Raw genomic sequence first — 19,269 nt, 5'->3', positions numbered from 1 at the left:
GATCACGTTGCCTGGGCATCATCCCACGTGACCCGGGACATCAGCGGCCGGTTCGTCGGGCTGCCCAGTCGAGGAGGGACACTTCGATGGGGGAGAAGGTCGTGGCGGGGCAGATCGGTCTGTCCGATCGGCAGCGCTACCGCGAAAAGCTCCAGCAGTGTCTGGCGGGGCTGGCGCGGCTGCTGGCGGAGAAGCGGTTCGACCGCCCCAAGAATCTGATGGGCCTGGAGATCGAGCTGAATCTCGCCGGTCCTGACGGCATGCCGAGAATGATGAATGCGCAAGTACTTGAGCGCATCGCGAGCCGGGATTTCCAAACAGAACTCGCCATGTTCAATCTGGAAGTAAACATTGCTCCCCATCGGCTCGACGGCCGTGTATTCGACCGGCTCGCCGAGGAGTTGCGCACGTCACTCGCATATGCCCATCGGAAGGCGAACGAGGTCGATGCCGGAATCGTGATGATCGGCATTCTGCCGACCCTCGCCCGTGACGACCTGGTCTCCGCGAACCTTTCCGACGTGGACCGCTACACGCTGCTGAACGACCAGATCGTGGCCGCGCGCGGCGAGGAGTTCAGGCTCGACATCGAGGGTGTGGAACGGCTCACCTGCACCTCGGCGTCCATCGCGCCCGAAGCCGCCTGCACCTCCGTGCAGTTGCACCTCCAGGTCACGCCCGGACGCTTCGCCGACGTGTGGAACGCGGCGCAGGCGGTGGCCGCCGCTCAGGTCGCGGTGGGCGCCAACTCGCCCTTCCTGTTCGGCCGCGAGCTGTGGCGCGAGTCGCGGCCCCCGCTGTTCCTGCAGTCCACCGACACCCGTCCGCCCGAGCTCCAGGCACAGGGGGTCCGTCCGCGGACCTGGTTCGGGGAACGGTGGATCTCGTCGGCGTACGACCTGTTCGAGGAGAACCTGCGCTACTTCCCTCCCCTGCTGCCCATCTGCGACGACGAGGATCCCAAGAGCGTCCTCGACGAGGGCGGTACGCCCCGGCTCGCCGAACTCGTGCTGCACAACGGCACCATCTACCGCTGGAACCGCCCGGTGTACGGCATCGACGACGGCGTCCCGCATCTGCGCGTGGAGAACCGCGTACTGCCCGCGGGCCCCACGGTCACCGACGTGATCGCCAACGTGGCCTTCTACTACGGGCTCGTACGGGCCCTCGCGAGCGAGGCACGGCCGGTGTGGACACGGCTGCCCTTCGAGGCCGCGGCCACCAACTTCGACCAGGCCTGCCGGCACGGCATCGACGCGCGGCTGGAGTGGCCGCGACGCGGCAGGTACGGCGGGACCACACGGATGCCCGCGACACAGCTGGTACTGGACGAGCTGCTGCCGCTCGCGGCGGCGGGCCTGGACGCGTGGGGCGTCGAGCCGGCCGACCGGGACCTCTACCTCGGCGTCATCGAGGAGCGCTGCAAGCGGGGCGTCAACGGGGCCTCCTGGCAGTCCCGTACGTTCCACAAGGCGCTGGAGGGCGGCATGGGGCGGGATGTCGCGCTGGCCGCCACGACGAAGCGGTACGCCGAGCTGATGCACCTCGGCGAGCCCGTGCACACCTGGCCGATCGGGTTACCGGCGCCCGCCGTTGCGCTCGGGTGAGGTCGGCGGGGTGACGTGTGGTGGTGCGGTGGGTGGATGTGCGGTGGGGCGGTGAGCAGGTGATCAGCGCTGGTCGCCGGCCCGTACGACGGCCTTCAGGATCACCGAGTGGATCTGGGACGGGTCCGTGACCAGGTGGGCCGAGCCCCCGGTCGCCTCGGCGATCTCGTCGAGTTCCTTCTTGTCGGCCTCAGGGCCCACGGCGATCGCGATCAGCGGTACCGGGCGGTCCGCATCGGTCAGCTTCCGGAGCTGGGTGACGAGGGCGGAGCGCGAGACGCTCCCCGGGTCCTCGTTCACGCCGTCGGTCAGCAGCACCAGCGCGTTGAACTTGCCCTTCGTGTAGGAGGCCGTGGCCTCCTTGTACGCCGCCAGCGTGGTGTCGTACAGGCCCGTGGCGCCGTCCTTGACCGGCTTGAGGCTGTCGAAGGCCGCCGACAGGAGGTCCCGCTGGGTGCTGCCGGCCGCCCGGCCGCCCAGCCGCTCGGTCGGGACGAGCACGCGGTAGTCGCGGTCGCCGTCGACCTTCCTGGAGAACGTCCAGAGCCCCACCTCATCCTCCGGGGTGAAGGTGGCCAGAGCCTGCGACAGCGCCGCCTTGGTCACCTCCATACGGGACTCGCTGGTGCCCGGCACCGGCTTCGACATGGACGTGGAGATGTCGACGACCGTGGTGAGCCGGGTGCTCCGCACGGTGATCGTCCACATGCCGAGGGCCTCCTCGATCTCCTTGTCCGTGACCGGTTCCTCCGGCAGCTCCTTGTACGGCTGCGGGGCGCGACCGCCGGCGCGGGTCACCAGCTTGTCCGGGATGTCGTCGTCATCCGTACGGAAGCCGTGCTTCTCCAGGATCCGGCGTCCGTCCGGCTCGCCGAGGAGGGTCATGAACCGCAGTGCGGCCCGGCTCTCGTCCGTGGTCAGCGCCGGTTCGTCGACCAGCGCGAACGGGAAGTCGAGCAGGGGCGAGCCGTCCTTCGGGTAGAAGAGGTCGAGATCGTCGCCGCTGTCCGCGGTCGTGTTGTACGCGAACGTCGCCTGCTCGGAGAGGATCAGCGCCTGGTTGCGCTTCGGGTTGCCCTGCTCGGTGCCGGAGAGGTCCCGCGGCAGCGTGTCCAGGGCCTGGCTGTCGCTGTCGGAGGCGCGCAGCGAGAGGGCCTTCGCGGTGGCCGCCGCCAGGATGTCGCCGTCCTTGGCCTTGCCCACCGCCTTCGTCAGCCGGCTCAGGGCGAGCAGCCCTGTGGCACTGCGCGACGGGTCGCCGGCCCCGAGCTTCAGCTGCTCGCTCTTCGTCGTCGCGTCTGCCAGCTCGGTCCAGCTGTACGTCTTGAGGGGCCACCCGAGCGACTTCGCGGCCGTCGGGATCATGGCGACGCCGACGGGTGACGAGGCGACGTTGCCCGCGGGCGTCACCGGAATCGACTTGCCGTCCGTCAGGATCCGGTTCACCCACACACCCGAGTCCGGTACCCATGCCTCGAAGTCGGTGGCGCCCTTCTTCTTCGACCGCAGGTCGTCCGTGACCTGGTACGCCTCCCGTGCGGTCACCTGCACGTCGAGGCAACTGCCGTCGGACGTCACGTCGTTGTCGCGGGCGTAGCCGGCCGCGTCCTTGAGCGCGGGCGCGATGCCGGGAGCGGCGACGACCCTCAGGCGTACGGCACTGTCCCAGCAGGACGAGCCGAAGGAGAGCACGCCGCCCTCGACCGCGGCCGCCGTGCCGGCGGCGAGGACGAACACGAGGGCCGTCGCGAGCGCCACGTTGCGGCGCCGCGCGCGCCGCCGGGGGCCGGTGGCGCCCGTCCGGAACCCGTCGGGCAAGCTGTGACGTCCCATGGCGGTCGTGCCCTTCCCTGGTCGAGCCGGAGTCGTTGAAGCCGTGAAATGGCCGAATGCTACGGCATCGGGGGAGGAGCGCCCGCAGGACGTCCGTTCCCCGGACGGCTTGTCGCGCACGATCTTCGCAACTTCTTTCGAGACCCTAGCGGGGCGAAGATGGGGATGAGGCGGGATTGCTCAACTGGAGGCAGGAGTGCACGTGGAGGCAGGGTCGGTGGCTGATTCATTTCCCGAGGACCGGCCGACGCGGCGGATTCTCCGCGACGAGACGCTGCTCGTACTGGGCGTTTCGCTCGGGGCCAGCGGCGTCTCCGCGCTGATCAGCTTTGTCGGTTCGGTCACCAAGCCGGGAGGTCTCAAGGACCAGGCGGCCACGCTCAACGCCTCGGCAGCGCCCGGCCGTCCTTGGCTCGATCTGGCGTGGCAGCTGTTCGGGATCGCTTCCGCGCTGGTGCCGGTCGCCCTCGTCGCGCACTTCCTGCTGCGTGAGGGGAAGGGGCTGCGCACGCTCGGCTTCGACCGCACCCGTCCGTGGCCCGACCTCGCCCGGGGTGCCGCGATCGCCGCGGTGATCGGCAGCTCGGGCATCGCCTTCTATCTGGCGGCCCGCGGACTCGGTTTCAACCTCACCGTGGTGCCCGAGGCGCTGCCCGAGGTGTGGTGGAAGTACCCGGTACTGATCCTCTCCGCGATCCAGAACTCGGTCCTGGAGGAGGTCATCGTCGTCGGGTATCTGCTGCGCCGCCTCGACCAGTTGGGCTGGTCACCGGTCGGCGCCATGGCGGCCAGCTCGGTGCTGCGCGGCTCGTACCACCTCTACCAGGGCATCGGCGGGTTCATCGGCAACATGGTGATGGGCGTGGTCTTCGTCTACCTGTACCGCCGCTGGGGCCGCGTCGGGCCGCTGGTGGTCGCCCACTCACTGCTCGACATCGGGGCGTTCGTCGGGTACGCGCTGCTGGCGGGGAAGGTCGACTGGCTGCCCACCGCCTGAACAGCGGGAAGCGTGAGCAGCGGGGCGCGTGAACAGCGCGAAGGGGGCGTACGAGATCTCGTACGCCCCCTTCACGCTGCTCAGGCGAGCAGTTCGCCCTCGATGACGGTGACCGCGCGGCCGGTGAGCAGCGTGCGGTCGCCGCGGAGTTCGGTCCGTACGAGGCCGGAGCGGGACGAGGCCTGGCGGCCGGTGAGGTCGGTGCGTCCTAGGCGCTCGGACCAGAAGGGTGCGAGGGCGGTGTGGGCGCTGCCGGTGACCGGGTCCTCGTCGATGCCGATGTTCGGGAAGAAGCAGCGGGAGACGAAGTCGTAGCCCTCGGCGGGCTCCGCGGCGCGGGCCGTGGCGATGATGCCGCGTTCTGAGTAGCGGGCGAGGGACGCGAGGTCGGGGGAGAGACCCAGGACCGTCTTCTCGTCGGCGAGTTCGATCAGCAGGTCGCCGACGTTCGGGCCCGTGTCATGGGCGCTGAGCGGCTCGGCCCCCAGTGCCTCGGCGACGCCCTGCGGGACCTCGACCGAAGTGAGCGGGGCCGTCGGGAAGTCCAGGGTGATCGAACCGTCGTCGTGCGGCGTGGCGATGAGCACGCCACTCCTGGTCGCGAACCGTACGGGTCCCTGTGCGGCGCCCGTCGTGGCCAGCACGTGTGCCGTGGCGAGTGTCGCGTGGCCGCACATCGCCACCTCGGCGGCGGGCGTGAACCAGCGCAGCGCCCAGTCGGCCTCGCCGCCCGCCGGGAGGGGGTGGGCGAACGCGGTCTCGGCGTGGTTGACCTCCAGGGCCACGTTCTGGAGCCAGGCGTCGTCCGGGAAGGACGTGGAGGCGTCGAGGAGGAGGACCCCGGCCGGGTTGCCGGCGAAGGGGCGGTCGGTGAAGGCGTCGACGATTCGAATCCGCATGGGGCAGACGCTAGGCGCTGATCAGAGGCCGGAGCCAAGGCCAATCCGGGGCGGGTGGACCGGTGGTGGGGCGTGGGGGGATCCATGGGGCCATGGGGCTCGTGGACGCGCGGGCGTGGCGGTGACGCCCCCTTTCATCGCCCCCTTTCATCGACTCTTCGGCGGAGGGCCTTGCCGACCGAACCCTTCCGATATATCGTTGACGCATCGCGACAGATCAACGATCGAATGGAGTGATTGCGATGCGTTCCCATGGAGAGGAATACGGACCGGGGTTCGGCCCCGGTGAAGGACGTGGCCGCGGACGCGGCGGACCCGGACACCCCGGTCGGGGTGGCTTCGAGGGCCGGCGTTCCGCCTTCGGTCCCTTCGGACCCGGCTTTGGTGGTCCCGGCTTCGGCCCGGGCCCCTGGGGCGGGCGCGGAGGCCGGGGCGGACCGCGCGGCAGGGCACGGCGGGGCGACGTACGCGCGTCGATCCTGGCCCTGCTCAAGGACCGGCCGATGCACGGCTACGAGATGATCCAGGAGATCGCCGAGCGCAGTGGCGGGGCGTGGAAGCCCAGCCCCGGTTCGGTGTACCCCACCCTTCAGCTTCTGGAGGACGAGGGGCTGATCAGCAGTGCGACCGAGGGTGGCAAGAAGCTGTTCTCGCTCACCGACGCCGGCCGTACCGCGGCCGACGAGGGGCCCGACGCGCCCTGGGAGGACGCCGGGCGTGGGGTCGACTGGGAGGCGTTGAGCGACATCCGGCAGGCCGGCTTCGGTCTGATGGAGGCGTTCGGGCAGGTCTGGAAGACCGGCAGCAAGGAGCAGCGCGAGAAGGCGCTGACCGTCATCAACGACGCGCGCAAGAAGCTGTATCTGATCCTCGCCGACGAGGACTGATGGTCCGCCAATGGGGGGTACTTCGACTTCGAGGTACCCCCCTTTAGCGTGTGACGTGGAGTGGGTGACGCCGAATGTGTGACGGCCCGTTCCGGGCCGGCTCAGGGCGACTCCGGTGCGGCTCTAGGCCACCAGCCCGCCCAGCTTGCGCAGGGACTCGTTCAGGGCTGCCGTCGCCGAGTCCTTCAGCTTGCCCGCCATCAGTGAGACGGCGGCGCCCGTGAACTCGCCGTCGATACGGACGGTCGTGCCCTCGCCGTCGGGGGTCAGCGTGTAGCGCGTGGCGACGACCACGGCCATCGGGCCCTTGCCGCGGATCGCGAGCGTGCGGGCGGCCTCCACCTCCTCGATGGTCCAGTTGACCTCGGCGGGGAAACCCATCATCTTCATGTTCTCCTCGAAGGTGCCGCCGACTTCGAGCGTCTCGGGACCGCCCTTCGGGAAGTTGGTGTGGGTGGAGTTCCACTCGCCGTACGAGGAGAAGTCCGTGAGCTGTGCCCAGACCTTCTCGGCGGGCGCCTCTATCCGTGCTTCCGCGCTGACTTCGGCCATGCGACCACCCCTCGTCTCGGGTGCTGCGCCGGGCGCAGCTGGCTACGGTGTCGCGGAACGTAGCCGCAGGTCCCTCAACATTCAATACTGATGAACCGCCAGGAAGTGTGGAGGCGGGAGAAGCGCGGCGAGGGGAGGAGTTCGGAGAGGGGGAGGGGTGCGAAGACGGGAGGCCCGGAGGCGGCAGGGGCCGGGCGCTCGTGGCGGGCGCTCAGTCCACCCGCCGTATCACCGCCGCGTCGAACAGGTCCCACGCGCGCGGATACGGCCCTTCGTCGTGGCAGTGCCAGGCGTCCCAGAACAGGTCGGCGAGCAGCGCGTCTTCGGGGGCGTAGACCCGGTACGCGTACTGCCTGCCGTCGATGGCCGGCAGGACCACCAGCCAGCACCTGCTCTCCATGATGCGTTGGACGAGCGCCGGTGCGATGCGGTTGCGCGAGGGGCGCAGGGCAAGGCGGCGCGCGCCCATCGGGGGAAACGGCGTGATGTCATCCGTAAGGAGGAGGAGCCGGACAGCCATGCCCACCCTGTGTCGGACGCGAGAATGCTTCCCCGCGAGGATGACTCGATCCGAAGGGACTGATGGGGTAAGGGATGTGCAATCCCGTACTTCCCACCAGCAGGCCGCCGGGCACGACCCGGTCCGCGTGGACATCGAGGCCCGGCTCAGCGCGGAGCTGGCAGCGGTGGTCATCGGTGCGCGCAGACGGGCGCTGCGGGACGGGGACCGGCAGATCGACACGGCCCATCTCCTGCACACACTCCTGGAGTCCGATCCCGAGGTGCGCGAGGCCTTCGAGAGCGGCCCGCAGGTCGCCCGGCTGCTCGGCTACCTCGTACAGCGCAGCATCGGCTACGGGCTCCGCTGGCAGAGCTCCGTCGAGGACTCCGGTGCCATACCCGTGGTGACCGAGGACGGATGGTCGCCGGTGGCCGCGGGCGCCCTGGAGGTCGCCGGTGAGCGGGCCCTGCGCCGGGGCGACGAACGCGCGGGTGCGGTCGACCTGCTCGCGGCGATCGTCGCCGAACCCGAGTCGCGGGCGGTGGAGGTGCTGGGGCGCGCGGGGGTCGACGTGCCGGTGCTGCTCGCGCGGATCGACGCCGCGGCGGGCCGGGGCATCGAGGCCTGAGCCGGGACCGGGGCGTGCGGGGGCGTCGCCGGTCCACTCGGTGAGACAGGTGTCATTGGGGGTGACGCTCATGTCGTCGCCTGTCATCATGTGCCGGTGCATACGTCTGAGAGCAGTCAGGGCAACCGCGGGAGGGGCTTCGGGCTCGGCCTCGCGCTCGCGTCGGCGGTCGCCTTCGGGGGATCCGGTGTCGCGGCCAAGCCGTTGATCGAGGCGGGGCTCGACCCGCTGGACGTGGTGTGGCTGCGGGTCGCCGGAGCCGCGCTGGTGATGCTTCCGCTGACCGTGCGCCACCGGGGGCTGGTGCGCAGCCGGCCGGCGCTGCTCGCAGGCTTCGGACTGCTCGCCGTGGCCGGTGTCCAGGCCTTCTACTTCGCCTCGATCTCGCGCATACCCGTCGGGGTCGCGCTGCTCGTCGAGTACCTCGCGCCCGCGCTGGTCCTCGGCTGGGTGCGGTTCGTGCAGCGGCGGCCGGTGACCCGTGCCGCGGCCCTAGGGGTCGTCCTCGCCGTCGGTGGTCTCGCCTGCGTGGTCGAGGTGTGGTCGGGGCTGAGCTTCGACGTCCTCGGGCTGCTGCTCGCGCTCGGCGCCGCCTGCTGCCAGGTCGGTTACTTCGTCCTGTCCGACCAGGGCAGCGACGCGGGCGAGGAGGCCCCGGATCCGCTCGGCGTCATCGCGTACGGACTGCTGGTCGGCGCGCTCGTCCTGACGGTTGTGGCGCGGCCGTGGGGCATGGACTGGTCGGTGCTCGGGGGCACCGCGGACATGGACGGCACGGCGGTCGCGGCCTCCCTGCTGCTGGGCTGGATCGTGCTGATCGCGACCGTCGTCGCCTACGTGACCGGCGTCAAGTCCGTACGCAGGCTCTCGCCGCAGGTGGCAGGCGTCGTGGCCTGTCTCGAGGCGGTCATCGCGACCGTGCTCGCCTGGATCCTGCTCGGCGAGCACCTGTCGGCGCCGCAGATCATCGGCGGCGCGGTCGTCCTGTGCGGCGCCTTCATCGCCCAGTCGTCCACGCCCGCCAAGGCCTCGCAGACACCGGTGGCGGGCGGCACGGGCGACGCCGAAAGGGAGTTGTCGGCGCGAGGCACGGCCGTCTAGGCTCGCGATCATGCATTCGAGCGCACTCGTTCTTCCGCCTCCGGCTGCCTGAGGCGGGCCCTCCGGAATCACCGCCCGGCCACTGGTCGGGCGGAACGGTGCTGCCCGCGGATGAAGTCCGAGGACCATCCGCGCCGGGACGACCGGCCTGATCGCGACCGACGTGGTTGCGGTCGACCTGGTCGCGGCGACTCACCCGCCTGACGAGGCTTGTACGCCCTGTCCGGCCGGTGTGCCGCTCGTGCGGCGCGTGACGTGGTCCTTTCCCGAACTTCTGCGGATCTGCGGAGAGAACACGTGTCGCATGCTGTCTCCGGCCTGCCCATCGGGCGAGGCCTCCTCTATCTGACCGTCGCCGGCGCCGCCTGGGGCACCGCGGGCGCGGTCGCCTCACTCGTCTACCGCGCCAGCGACATGGGCCCCGTCGCCCTGTCCTTCTGGCGCTGCGCGGGCGGCCTCGCCCTGCTGCTCGCCGTCCGGTCGCTCCGGCGCCGGCCACGCCCCGCCGCACGCCCCGACCTTCGTACGAGGCTGCTGCGGACCGGAGCCACGGGCGTGGGGCTCGCGGTCTTCCAGACCGCGTACTTCGCCGCCGTCGAGGCCACCGGACTCGCCGTGGCCACCGTCGTCACCCTCGGCGCCGGTCCCGTACTCATCGCGCTGGGAGCGCGGCTGACCATGGGAGAACGGCTCGGGCGCGCCGGATACGCCGCCGTCGCCGGGGCGCTCGCCGGGCTCGCGGTGCTCGTGCTGGGCGGCGGTGACGCGTCGGTCCGGCCGGCCGGCGTCGCGCTCGCGGTCGTGTCCGCCGTCGGGTACTCGGTGATGACGCTGCTGACCCGCTGGTGGGGGCGCGACGGCGATACCGACGTGTCGTCCACCACGGTGGGGGCGTTCGCCGTCACGACCCTGTGTCTGCTGCCGTTCGGGCTCGTCGAGGGGCTGGTGCCGCACACCGCCGAACCCGCCCGCGTCATCGCACTGTTGGCGTTCATCGCCGCGGTCCCGACGGCCCTCGCCTACGCCCTGTACTTCGCGGGCGCGGCCGTCGTCCGCTCGGCCACCGTCTCCGTGATCATGCTGCTCGAACCGGTGAGCGCGGCGGTCCTGGCCGTCGCCCTGCTCGGCGAGCGGCTGACCGCGGCCACGGTCGTGGGCACGCTGTTGATGCTCGGGTCGGTGGCGGGACTCGCGCTCGCGGAGGCGCGGGGCACGAGGGCCGCGCGGCGGGCTCCCGAGGAGGAACCGGCGCTGCTCTGAGGATCCGCGGGCAGAAACTGCGCGGGCAGAGGATCCGCGGGCACCGGAGAACGTCGGTACCGGCCGTGTGGGCCCCGCCCCGTAGGGTCCACACGGCCGGTCACCTGTGAGGGAGTCCGTGCCAACTCGGCGTCACCTGCTGCCGCGTCGCCGCAGCAGGTGTTCCCGCGCCGCCGTGTCACGCGGACCGCCTCTTGTGGTCAGTTCGGCCACAACACGGTTCTGGATTTCCTCCGGCCGGTGATTCGCGTACTTGAACTTCGCCCGTACGTCCGTCACTTCGAGCCGCAGGCCGCGGATCCCGGCGAGGAGACGGCCGTACGGGGCCTCGCCGACCGTCGCACGGGCGGAACCGCCCTCGGGCTGGAAGTGGCCGAGCTGGCGGTTGAGGAGCTCGGCCTTCTCCGCCGGGTCGTCCACCACGTTGGCGGTGCACCGGAGTTGGACCGCCGCGTAGAAGCTCGTCGGCGTGCCGTGCTCGGGCGGGGAGTCGGGCGGAGCCTGCCAGGGGCCGGGCACGTACACGTAGTCGTCGACCACGCTCAGGGTCACGACCGGGTTCGCGTCGAGCGCCGGCCACAGCGGGTTCGGGCGGGCCAGGTGGGCCAGGACCAGTCCGTACGGCCCGGGCTCGGCCTCGTGGACGAAGTGCATCGGCTGGACGTGCGGCGGCTCGCCGGGCAGGCCGTTCACGGAGAGCTGGCCGAAGTCGTGGACGGCCAGCCACTGTTGCCACTCGGCGTCGTCCTGGGGCGCGTCCCAGGGATGTACGAGCATCAGAGGACCGCCAGGTAGTCGGGGACCTCGATCCCGGGGGCGAGGTCGGCGGCGGGGATCGGTGCGTTGTAACCCTTGCGGAGGGGGAGGACTCCGGTCCAGTGCGGCAGGCCGAGGTCCTCGGGCTCGTCGTTCGGGCCGCCGGTGCGCAGCTTGGCCGAGACCTCGGCGAGGTCCAGGCGGAGCACGGCGGTGGCGGCCAGCTCCTTGGCGTTGGCGGGCCGGGAGTCGTAGGAGCGGCCGGGCACCACGTGGTCCACCAGCGCGTCCAGGGCCTCCCGCTTCTCGGCGGGGTCCGTCACCTGGTGGGCGACGCCGTGCACCACCACGGAGCGGTAGTTGATCGAGTGGTGGAAGGCCGAGCGGGCCAGCACCAGCCCGTCGACGTGCGTGACGGTGACGCACACCGGCAGACCGGGGTCGGCCTGTCCCGCCATCCGCAGCGGGCGCGAACCCGTCGAGCCGTGCAGATAGAGGTGCTCGCCGACCCGCCCGTACAGCGTGGGCAGCACGACCGGCGCCCCGTCACGGACGAAGCCCAGATGGCAGACGTACCCCTCGTCGAGGATCGAGTGCACCATCTCGTGGTCGTACGCGGCGCGCTCCTTGGAGCGCGTGGGGACGGTGCGGTCGGTCGGGGTGTAGGTGGCGGGGTGCGGGGCGGCCGTCTCCGTCATGGTGCTCTCCAGGTCTGCGTCGTCGTGTGTTCTTGCTCGTACGCCGTGCTCGCCTTGCGCGGCTTATTGCACTAGTGCATACTCTGCTTTGTGCTAGAAGAGTATCGGATCGAGGGTAGACGCGCAGCTGAGATTGCGGCCAGCGTCGAGCGTGCGGTGGGTTCGGGGGAGCTGGAGCCCGGTCAACTGCTGCCGCCGATGCGGGAGTTGGCGGGTCGGCTCGGGGTGAATCCCAATACCGTCGCGGCGGCCTATCGCACTCTGCGTGAGCGCGGGGTGATCGAGACGGCGGGCCGGCGCGGCAGTCGCGTACGGTCCAAGCCGGTGACGACCGCCCGGGAGATCTCCCGCCTGGACGTGCCGCCGGGTGTACGGAATCTGACCGACGGCAATCCGGATCCGGCCCTGCTGCCCGCGCTCGCCGGGGTGTTCGCGGCGGCCGGGGCCCACGCGGACCGGGAGCCGGTGCTCTACGGAGAGGCCGCCGTGGAGCCGGAGTTGGCGCGCCTCGCGCGTGCGGACCTGGACGCGGACGGCGTGCCGGACGGGCCGGTCGTGGTCACCTCGGGGTCGCTCGACGCCATCGAACGGGTGCTGGCCGTGCACCTCAGGCCCGGTGACGCCGTCGCCCACGAGGATCCCGGCTGGCGCAGTGTGCTGGATCTGATCCCGGCGCTCGGGCTGCGGGCGGTTCCGGTCGGCGTCGACGAGGAGGGGCCGCTGCCCGACGACGTACGTGCCGCGCTGGAGGGCGGGGCGCGGGCCCTGATCGTCACCGACCGTGCGCAGAACCCGACCGGCGCCGCGGTGAGCGCCACGCGCGCGCGTGCCCTGCGTTCCGTGCTGGCCGACCACCCGGAGACCCTGCTCGTCGAGGACGACCACGGGCATCGCATCGTCGACCTGCCCCTGAATCCGCTGGCCGGCGTGACCCGGCACTGGGCGTTCCTGCGCTCGGTCGCCAAGGCGTACGGGCCCGATCTGCGGCTCGCCGTGCTCACCGGCGACCCCGTCACCATGGACCGTGTCCAGGGGCGGCAGCGGTTGGGGCCGGGATGGGTGAGCCGGCTGCTGCAACGGGCCGTTGCCGGACTGTGGGCCGACGGCGCGGTGGACGAGCGGGTCGTGGCGGCGGCCTACGGACGGCGGCGGGACGCGTTGATCGGCGCGCTCGCGGAGCGGGGCGTCGAGGCGTACGGCCGCAGCGGGATGAACGTGTGGGTGCCCGTGCCGGACGAGACCGGGGCCGTCGCGCGGCTGCTGCACGCGGGCTGGGCCGTCGCTCCGGGGGCCCGCTTCCGGATGAACGCGCCACCGGGGCTGCGGATCACCGTCTCGACCCTCGTGCCGGACGAGGTCGGGACGTTGGCGGACGCGGTCGCCGCCGCGGTCGGGCCGGCACCTGAGCGCCGGTACGTCTGAGGCGGGGACGCGGTGAGCCGGTCAGTCAGTGAGCCGGAGACCTGGCGATCTGGTGACGCGGTCGCGTGGTGGGCTCAGAGCTTGGGCCTGGTGGGCTTGGCAGGTCTGGCGGGTCTGGCGGGCCTGGACTGGGTGAGTGCCGCGCCCGCCAGCACGATGACCGCGCCCACCGGTGTCGACCAGGCCAGCGACTCGCCGAGGATCGCGACGCCCGCGGCGGTGGCGATGACCGGGATGAAGTACGTGACCATCTGGGCCGTCGTCGGACCGACCTCGGCGACCAGACCGTACTGGATGAGCAGGGCGAGGCCCGTACCGAGCGTGCCCAGCGCGATGATCGCGAGCAGCGGAATGAGCGGGAAGTGGGTCGGCAGTGTCGTGAACAGCGGGGTGACGACTGCCAGTTGGGCCGTCGCCAGCAGCAACTGGGCGCCGGTCAGTGACAGGTTGGAGTGGCTGGAGCCGGCCAGCGTACGGCGGATGTAGATCCAGCCGATCGGGTAACTGAGCGACGCCAGCAGGGCCATCGCCGTGCCCGCGGCGTCCAGGCCGTGGAAGCCCTGCCAGACGCCGAGCACCGTCAGCACGCCGAGGAAGCCGATGCCGAGGCCCGCGACCCGGCGGCGGGTGGGCCGGTCCTCGGAGAGGGCGACCAGCGACAGGGCCATGCCCCACAGGGGCGAGGTCGCGTTGCAGATACCCGCCAGCGTGGACGGAATCGTCAGCTCGGAGTACGCGAACAGCGAGAACGGCAGGGCGTTGACGAGCAGGGCCGAGACCGCCAGGTGCCCCCAGGTGCGCGCTCCGCGCGGCAGCCGGTCCCGCTTCCAGGCGATGGCGACTGCGAGGACGAGCGTCCCGAACAGCAGGCGGCCGAACGTCACTTGGAAGGGGGCGTAGCCGTTCGTGCCGACCTTGATGAGGAGGAAGCTGAAACCCCAGATCAGGGACAGACCGGCGAAGCGGAGGCGCCAGTCGAGGGCCCGGCGAGGGCGAAGGGGCGGGGCGGTGTGGAGCGAGCCCGGAGGTGCGGTGGACAAGGGGACGGGAGAGGTCTGGGGCTCGGTCGCGGCGCTCATGACGACCACGATGACGGATCGTGATCTCGTAGCACAAGCGAGATTTTTCTCGCGGTACCTCGTAGTATTGCTTACATGTTGAACCTGGAGCGCCTGCGTACCCTCGACGCCCTGGCCCGGCACGGCTCGGTCAGCGGTGCGGCCGAGGGGCTGCATGTGACGACCTCTGCCGTGTCCCAGCAGATGTCCAAGCTGGAGCGGGAAGTCGGGCAGCAGCTGCTTGCCAAGAACGGGCGGGGGGTGCGGCTCACCGACGCGGGGCGGCTGCTCGCCGACCATGCCGCGCGCATCCTGTCCCAGGTCGAGCTCGCCCAGTCCGACCTGGAGGCGCAGCGCGGGCAGGTGATGGGGGAGTTGAGGCTCGCCGCGTTCCCCACGGCGGCGCGCGGGCTGTTCCCCACGGCCCTTGCCTCGCTGCGTGCCGAGCATCCCGGGCTGCGGGTTCGCTCGCGTGAGCTGGAGCCGGAGATCGGGGTCGCCTGGGTGACACGCGGCGACCTCGATCTGGCGGTCGTTCTCGACTGGTACAACAAGCCGTTGCCGCTGCCGGACGGTCTGGTCAAGGCCTCGCTTCTCGACGACCCCACCGATCTGGCGCTGCCTGTCGGGCATCGCCTCGCCGATCGTTCGGAGGTGGACCTGGAGGACTTCGTCGACGACGAGTGGATCGCCTGGGACGAGGGGGAGTTCTGCCACGAGTGGCTGCTCTTCACGTTGCGCGGCAAGGGGATCGAGCCGGTCATCGCGCATCGGGCGGAGGAGCATCACACGCAGCTTGCGATGGTCGCGGCGGGGCTCGGGGTGTGCGTGGCGCCTCGCCTCGGGCGGGATCCTGTTCCGGCCGGGGTGCGGACCGTGCCGGTTCGGCCGCGTGTTACGCGGCATGTGTATGCGGTGTGGCGGGCCGATGCGGATCGGCGGCCCGCGATCCGGGCCGCTGTGGATGCGTTGCGCTCCGCGGGGGTGCGGGTTTCTTAGGTCGGTTTTTGAGTGCGGGTTGGTTGTGGCTGGGTGCGCGGTTCCTCGCGCCCCCCAAAAAAAGGGGCGCCCCCCTTACCCTCGCGAAGCGGCACCACGCGCCCCTTAAGGGGCGTATGCCGCCCTCCTCACAGTGCAGCCAGTTTGCGGAAGTCCCATGACGCCGATGCCTCCGGTGCCAGGCGCATCCAGGCGTGTCTGCCGTCGTGGGGCATTTCGTCGAGGCCGAAGTTCTTGCGGGCGAACAGGCGCTCCACGGAGTCGAGTTCGGGGTGGGGCTCGCCCGTGCGTGGGGCCTCGCCGATGAACTCGACGGTGCCTGAGAGTTCGACGCCCCGCAGGTCGCCGTACTCCTCGCCGGTGTCGACGACCACGGCGACGCGTGGGTCGCGGCGCAGGTCGGCCCAGCGCTTGCTGCGGGTGATCGAGTACAGCCAGAGGGACTTGCCGTCCCAGACGAACCAGAGCGTGCTGACGTGCGGGGCGCCGTCGGCCGACACGGTCGCCACCCGGCAGGTGCGCTGGGTGGTCAGGAACTCGTCCAGCTCGTCGGGTGTCATCATGATCCTTCGGCCCCGGCGCTGAGTGACAGCCATACGGTTCCCTCATTTCTGACGTGGCGTCAGAAAAGCATGGGCCGTCTTCCTTCCGTACGCAATGGTGGCTACGCTCGCCCGCCACCGCAGACCAGGTCGACCGGGCCGCGCAGGGTCCGGGGACCGCCCGTGACAGGGGGAAGCCCATGCCGTCGTATGAGCAGCTCAGCGAACTCCTCGACCCCGCGACCACGGTCCTGTTGACCGTCGAGTGCCAGCAGGGTGTCGTCGGCCCGGACAGCGCGCTGCCCGAACTGGCGAAGGAGGTCCGTGCCTCGGGCGCGCTCGCCCAGGTCGCCCGTCTCGTCGCGGCGGCCCACGAGAGCGGCGTACAGGTCATGCACGCGGTCGCCGAGCGCCGCCCCGACGGACGGGGGGCCAACCACAACGCCCGGCTGTTCCGCGCGGCCGAACGTCTGCCGGTGCGGCAGTTGTCGGGGACCACCGCGGTGCGTGTCGCGCCGCCCATCGAGGTCGCCGAGGAGGATCTCGTCGTACGCCGTCTGCACGGACTGTCGCCCCTCGCCGGTACCGATGTCGACGCGCTGCTGCGCAACCTCGGCTGCCACACGCTGATCGTGACCGGTGTCTCCGCCAACGTGGCCGTGCCCAACGCGGTGTTCGACGCGGTGAACCGCGGTTACACCGTCGTCGTCCCCAGCGACGCCATCGCGGGGGTGCCTTCCGACTACACCCCCGCGATGATCCGCAACACGCTCGCCCTGGTGGCCACCATCGCCACCACGGACGAGGTACTGGCCTGTCTCAAGCGACCCCGCCGGGTCAGCCGAGCGTGATCGAGTCCCCGCTGACGGTGATCTTGGCGGCGGTGAGGCCACTGGTCGCCGGCCCCTTCTTGACGCTGCCGTCCGTGGCGTTGAACTGGCTGCCGTGGGCGGGGCAGGTGATGGTGCCGTCGGCGACGCTGTTGATCTGCTGTTTCTGGTGCGGGCACACCGTCGAGTAGGCCTTGAACTCACCGGCCGTCGGCTGTGTGACGACCACACCCTGGTCGGCGAATATCTTGCCGCCGCCCTCCGGAATGTCGGTGGTCTTGGCCAGCGCCGCGCCTCCGCCGGAGCCCGACGACTCGGAAGCGTCGGAGGAGCCGGACGAACTGTCGTCGGAGCCCCCGCAGGCGGTCAGCGTGGCGGCGATACCCGCCCCGCCTAGCGCTGCCAGGAGAGTGCGACGACAGAGCATCGGCGCAGGCTTGAGCGATTCGCTGGACATAGTGGCGGTCCCTTCCACAGATGTGCAGATGCGCGTTTGTGAAGTTGTGTGTTGATCCAACAGGGGGTACGGGTTCGTCACCCGCGCAGTTCAGGCGGTTCAGGAATTGAGCGACTTCTTGATGAAATCGAGATCCAGCCTGAGCAGGGTGTCTATCACGCCCTCCTGTGTCACCGAGTGCGTGGCTCCCGGCAGCGGAAGCACGGTGTGCGGCCGTCCCGCGGCGAGCAGCGCCGCCGAGAACCGCAGCATGTGTGCGGGCGCCACATTGTCGTCGGCCATCCCATGTACGAGCATCAAGGGGCGCGTGAGCTTGTGCGCGTGGGCCACCAGGGAGCAGCGCTCGTAGTTCTCCGGCTGGACGTCCGGGTGGCCCATGAACCGCTCCTTCCAGTGCGTGTCGTACAGCCGCAGATCGGTCGGGGCCGCGCCCGCGACCGCCGCGTGGAACACGTCGGGCCGGTGCAGCGCGGCCCCCGCCGCGAGATAGCCGCCGAAGGACCAGCCCCGGATGGCCACGCGTCCCGTGTCCAGTTCGGGGAAGAGCTCCCCTGCCGCGCGTACGGCGTCCGCCTGGTCCTCGATCACGGGCATCAGCTGGTCCCCGTGGATGGCGGTCTCCCAGGCCCGGTCGCGACCCGGAGTGCCCCGTCCGTCGACGCACAGCACCGCGAAGCCCTCGTCGGCGAACCACTGGTTCACGGCGTGGTGCCAGGCGGCGGCCTGCACGACCTTCTGCGCGCCGGGCCCCGAGTACGAGTGCACGATCACGGGCAGCCGGCCCGCCCCCGGTTCGTACGACGTCGGCAGGTACAGCGCCGCCCGCAACTCCCGCTCGCCCAGGATCAGGAACCGGGGGCGCGGCTCGGTCACGGGACGCTCGGCCAGCACCCGGATCCGCCCGGCCGGTCCGCCGTCCCGATGCACCGTCACCGTCTGCCCGTCGAGGGTGGTGCTGTCCAGGACGGCGGTGTCGCCCCCGATGGTGGCGCGGTGCACGCCCGGCTCGTCGGTCAGCCGCTCGAAGCCCTTCTCCGGGTCGTACGACCAGACGTGCGTCTCCGTCGGCTCCTCGGACGCCGTGAAGTAGAGCCGGTCGCCCACCACACCGAGCAGTTCGTGGACGTACATGCCCTCCGGTGTGCGCACGCCCGTCCCGGTCAACAGCAGTCCGCGCGTGCCCTCTTGTGTGGTGAGGACGAGACCGGCGGTGGCGGTGGTGGCCGGGGTTCCGGGTATGAACTCCAGCCAGGCGGCGTCCCGGAGGTGATGGAGCGTCGTGGTCAGGCCCGTGGAGGCACCGATCCGGAGCAGATACGCCGAGCGCTGGTCCCTGGTCTGGACGACGGCGGAGGGACCGGATTCGTCCCAGGCCGCGTGTACTACGTACTCGAAGGCCGGGTCGGTCCACTCGCCCGCCGGATGCGCCTCGGAGGCCTCCTTGGGGAGCCGCGCCTCGACGCGCTCGCCGTCGAGGCCCACCACGTGCAGCGACAGCTCGGCGTTGGCGGTGCCCGCGGCCGGGTACCGGATCGCGCGCGGGGGACGCGTCGGGTCCGCCGGATCGCTGATGAACCACTGCTGGACCGGGGAGTTGTCGACCCGCACCACCAGCAGCGCATCCCCTTCCGGCGACCACCAGAACGACCGCGTGCGGTGCAGCGACTCGGCCGAGACGTGATCGGAGAGCCCGTACGTGATCTCCGGGCCCTCCGGCCTGGCCAGCGCGCGGTCGGCCGTGCCGTCGATGCGTACTACGCGCAGGGCGCCGTCACTCACGTACGCGATGCGGGAGCCGTCGGGGCTCGGGCGCGGGGCGACGACCGGGCCCGCGGTGGGGATCCGGCGCGGGACGCCCTCGTCCGTGCGTACGGCCCACAGGGCGCCCGAGAGGGCGAACACGACCAGGCGGACGGCCTCGTCGGCGGCGTACGAGACGATCCCCGCGCTCGTCTCGCGCGCCCGCTCGCGGCGGATCCGCTCGGCCTCCGGGACCTCGCCGTCGTCGCCGAGCGCGCGCGGGTCGGCGAGCAGCCGCTCCTCGCCGTTCTCGTACAGCCAGAGCAGGCTCGTCGTGGACCGGCCGCTCGTGGTGCGCAGGAAGACGACGCGGTCGCCGTCCGGCGAGACGGTGAAGCCGCGCGGCACACCGAGGGAGAAGCGTTTCGTACGGGCGTGCTGCAGGGGCAGGTCTTCGGCGGTCACAGGTGATCCCTTCGTGCGAGTGGACGGGGAACGCCC

19 protein-coding genes are annotated in these 19,269 nt (G+C 71.1%); 9 read left to right on the top strand and 10 right to left on the bottom strand.

Annotation, left to right across the window (positions count from 1 at the left end):
* Positions 1–86 precede the first annotated feature (86 nt).
* A complete protein-coding gene (locus tag ACN20J_RS09655) occupies positions 87–1,607 on the top strand; it encodes a glutamate--cysteine ligase (protein WP_190232574.1) in 1,521 nt (506 codons plus the stop codon).
* A gap of 63 nt (positions 1,608–1,670) precedes the next feature.
* On the opposite strand, the gene ACN20J_RS09650 is transcribed toward ACN20J_RS09655, so the two are convergent.
* Positions 1,671–3,440 (bottom strand): substrate-binding and VWA domain-containing protein, encoded by a 1,770-nt coding sequence (locus ACN20J_RS09650; RefSeq protein ID WP_419665713.1) that lies wholly within the window; start codon positions 3,438–3,440, stop codon positions 1,671–1,673.
* 196 nt (positions 3,441–3,636) lie between these two features.
* Between ACN20J_RS09650 and ACN20J_RS09645 the strand changes: the two genes are divergently transcribed.
* A complete protein-coding gene (locus ACN20J_RS09645; RefSeq protein WP_190232576.1) occupies positions 3,637–4,437 on the top strand; it encodes a CPBP family intramembrane glutamic endopeptidase in 801 nt (266 codons plus the stop codon).
* Positions 4,438–4,517: 80 nt separating this feature from the next.
* Here ACN20J_RS09645 and ACN20J_RS09640 read toward each other — a convergent pair whose 3' ends face one another.
* Positions 4,518–5,336: a PhzF family phenazine biosynthesis protein gene (locus ACN20J_RS09640; protein ID WP_419665712.1), complete on the bottom strand. Its 819-nt coding sequence runs from the start codon at positions 5,334–5,336 to the stop codon at positions 4,518–4,520.
* Between the two features lie 242 nt (positions 5,337–5,578).
* Between ACN20J_RS09640 and ACN20J_RS09635 the strand changes: the two genes are divergently transcribed.
* Positions 5,579–6,223 carry a PadR family transcriptional regulator gene (locus tag ACN20J_RS09635; protein WP_189845289.1) on the top strand — a complete coding sequence of 215 codons (645 nt, stop codon included), beginning with the start codon at positions 5,579–5,581 and terminating at the stop codon, positions 6,221–6,223.
* 123 nt (positions 6,224–6,346) lie between these two features.
* On the opposite strand, the gene ACN20J_RS09630 is transcribed toward ACN20J_RS09635, so the two are convergent.
* Together ACN20J_RS09630 and ACN20J_RS09625 are read right to left on the bottom strand one after the other, a co-directional pair.
* The gene (locus tag ACN20J_RS09630; RefSeq protein WP_189845288.1) at positions 6,347–6,775 is read right to left on the bottom strand and encodes an SRPBCC family protein; all 429 of its coding nucleotides are present in this window, start codon (positions 6,773–6,775) and stop codon (positions 6,347–6,349) included.
* Positions 6,776–6,986: 211 nt separating this feature from the next.
* Positions 6,987–7,175: a hypothetical protein gene (locus ACN20J_RS09625; protein WP_189845307.1), complete on the bottom strand. Its 189-nt coding sequence runs from the start codon at positions 7,173–7,175 to the stop codon at positions 6,987–6,989.
* Positions 7,176–7,371: 196 nt separating this feature from the next.
* Between ACN20J_RS09625 and ACN20J_RS09620 the strand changes: the two genes are divergently transcribed.
* From ACN20J_RS09620 to ACN20J_RS09610, 3 genes are all read left to right on the top strand, one after another.
* Positions 7,372–7,905, top strand: a complete 534-nt coding sequence (locus ACN20J_RS09620; RefSeq protein WP_246575737.1) for a Clp protease N-terminal domain-containing protein — start codon at positions 7,372–7,374, stop codon at positions 7,903–7,905.
* Between the two features lie 90 nt (positions 7,906–7,995).
* A complete protein-coding gene (locus ACN20J_RS09615) occupies positions 7,996–9,006 on the top strand; it encodes an EamA family transporter (protein ID WP_189845286.1) in 1,011 nt (336 codons plus the stop codon).
* Between the two features lie 297 nt (positions 9,007–9,303).
* Positions 9,304–10,266 carry a DMT family transporter gene (locus ACN20J_RS09610; RefSeq protein WP_189845285.1) on the top strand — a complete coding sequence of 321 codons (963 nt, stop codon included), beginning with the start codon at positions 9,304–9,306 and terminating at the stop codon, positions 10,264–10,266.
* Between the two features lie 132 nt (positions 10,267–10,398).
* Here the strand turns inward: ACN20J_RS09610 and ACN20J_RS09605 are convergent, their stop codons facing one another.
* Entirely contained in the window at positions 10,399–11,043 is a 645-nt protein-coding gene (locus ACN20J_RS09605; RefSeq protein ID WP_419665711.1) for an FMN-binding negative transcriptional regulator, read from the bottom strand.
* Positions 11,043–11,720 carry a pyridoxamine 5'-phosphate oxidase family protein gene (locus ACN20J_RS09600; RefSeq protein WP_362304648.1) on the bottom strand — a complete coding sequence of 226 codons (678 nt, stop codon included), beginning with the start codon at positions 11,718–11,720 and terminating at the stop codon, positions 11,043–11,045. The genes ACN20J_RS09605 and ACN20J_RS09600 overlap by 1 nt, the downstream gene beginning before the upstream one ends.
* 90 nt (positions 11,721–11,810) lie before the next feature.
* On the opposite strand from ACN20J_RS09600, the gene ACN20J_RS09595 reads away from it, so the two are divergent.
* Positions 11,811–13,142, top strand: coding sequence for an aminotransferase class I/II-fold pyridoxal phosphate-dependent enzyme (locus tag ACN20J_RS09595; RefSeq protein WP_419665710.1), 1,332 nt, complete (start codon positions 11,811–11,813; stop codon positions 13,140–13,142).
* Between the two features lie 74 nt (positions 13,143–13,216).
* On the opposite strand, the gene ACN20J_RS09590 is transcribed toward ACN20J_RS09595, so the two are convergent.
* A complete protein-coding gene (locus tag ACN20J_RS09590; protein ID WP_189845281.1) occupies positions 13,217–14,221 on the bottom strand; it encodes a DMT family transporter in 1,005 nt (334 codons plus the stop codon).
* Between the two features lie 75 nt (positions 14,222–14,296).
* Between ACN20J_RS09590 and ACN20J_RS09585 the strand changes: the two genes are divergently transcribed.
* On the top strand, positions 14,297–15,199 hold the full coding sequence (locus tag ACN20J_RS09585) for a LysR family transcriptional regulator (RefSeq protein WP_189845280.1): 903 nt from the start codon (positions 14,297–14,299) through the stop codon (positions 15,197–15,199).
* Between the two features lie 128 nt (positions 15,200–15,327).
* Here ACN20J_RS09585 and ACN20J_RS09580 read toward each other — a convergent pair whose 3' ends face one another.
* Complete coding sequence (locus tag ACN20J_RS09580) at positions 15,328–15,795, bottom strand: pyridoxamine 5'-phosphate oxidase family protein (protein ID WP_190232582.1); 468 nt, start codon at positions 15,793–15,795, stop codon at positions 15,328–15,330.
* A gap of 146 nt (positions 15,796–15,941) precedes the next feature.
* On the opposite strand from ACN20J_RS09580, the gene ACN20J_RS09575 reads away from it, so the two are divergent.
* On the top strand, positions 15,942–16,592 hold the full coding sequence (locus ACN20J_RS09575; RefSeq protein WP_189845278.1) for a cysteine hydrolase: 651 nt from the start codon (positions 15,942–15,944) through the stop codon (positions 16,590–16,592).
* Here the strand turns inward: ACN20J_RS09575 and ACN20J_RS09570 are convergent.
* Together ACN20J_RS09570 and ACN20J_RS09565 are read right to left on the bottom strand one after the other, a co-directional pair.
* On the bottom strand, positions 16,579–17,028 hold the full coding sequence (locus ACN20J_RS09570; protein ID WP_190232583.1) for a Rieske (2Fe-2S) protein: 450 nt from the start codon (positions 17,026–17,028) through the stop codon (positions 16,579–16,581). The genes ACN20J_RS09575 and ACN20J_RS09570 overlap by 14 nt on opposite strands.
* 99 nt (positions 17,029–17,127) lie before the next feature.
* Positions 17,128–19,233, bottom strand: coding sequence for a prolyl oligopeptidase family serine peptidase (locus tag ACN20J_RS09565; protein WP_419665709.1), 2,106 nt, complete (start codon positions 19,231–19,233; stop codon positions 17,128–17,130).
* Positions 19,234–19,269: the final 36 nt, after the last annotated feature.

It is taken from the genome of Streptomyces sp. 2-1, assembly GCF_048564895.1.
Lineage (GTDB): Bacteria > Actinomycetota > Actinomycetes > Streptomycetales > Streptomycetaceae > Streptomyces > Streptomyces phaeochromogenes.
This window is presented reverse-complemented; position numbering and strand designations above follow the sequence as displayed.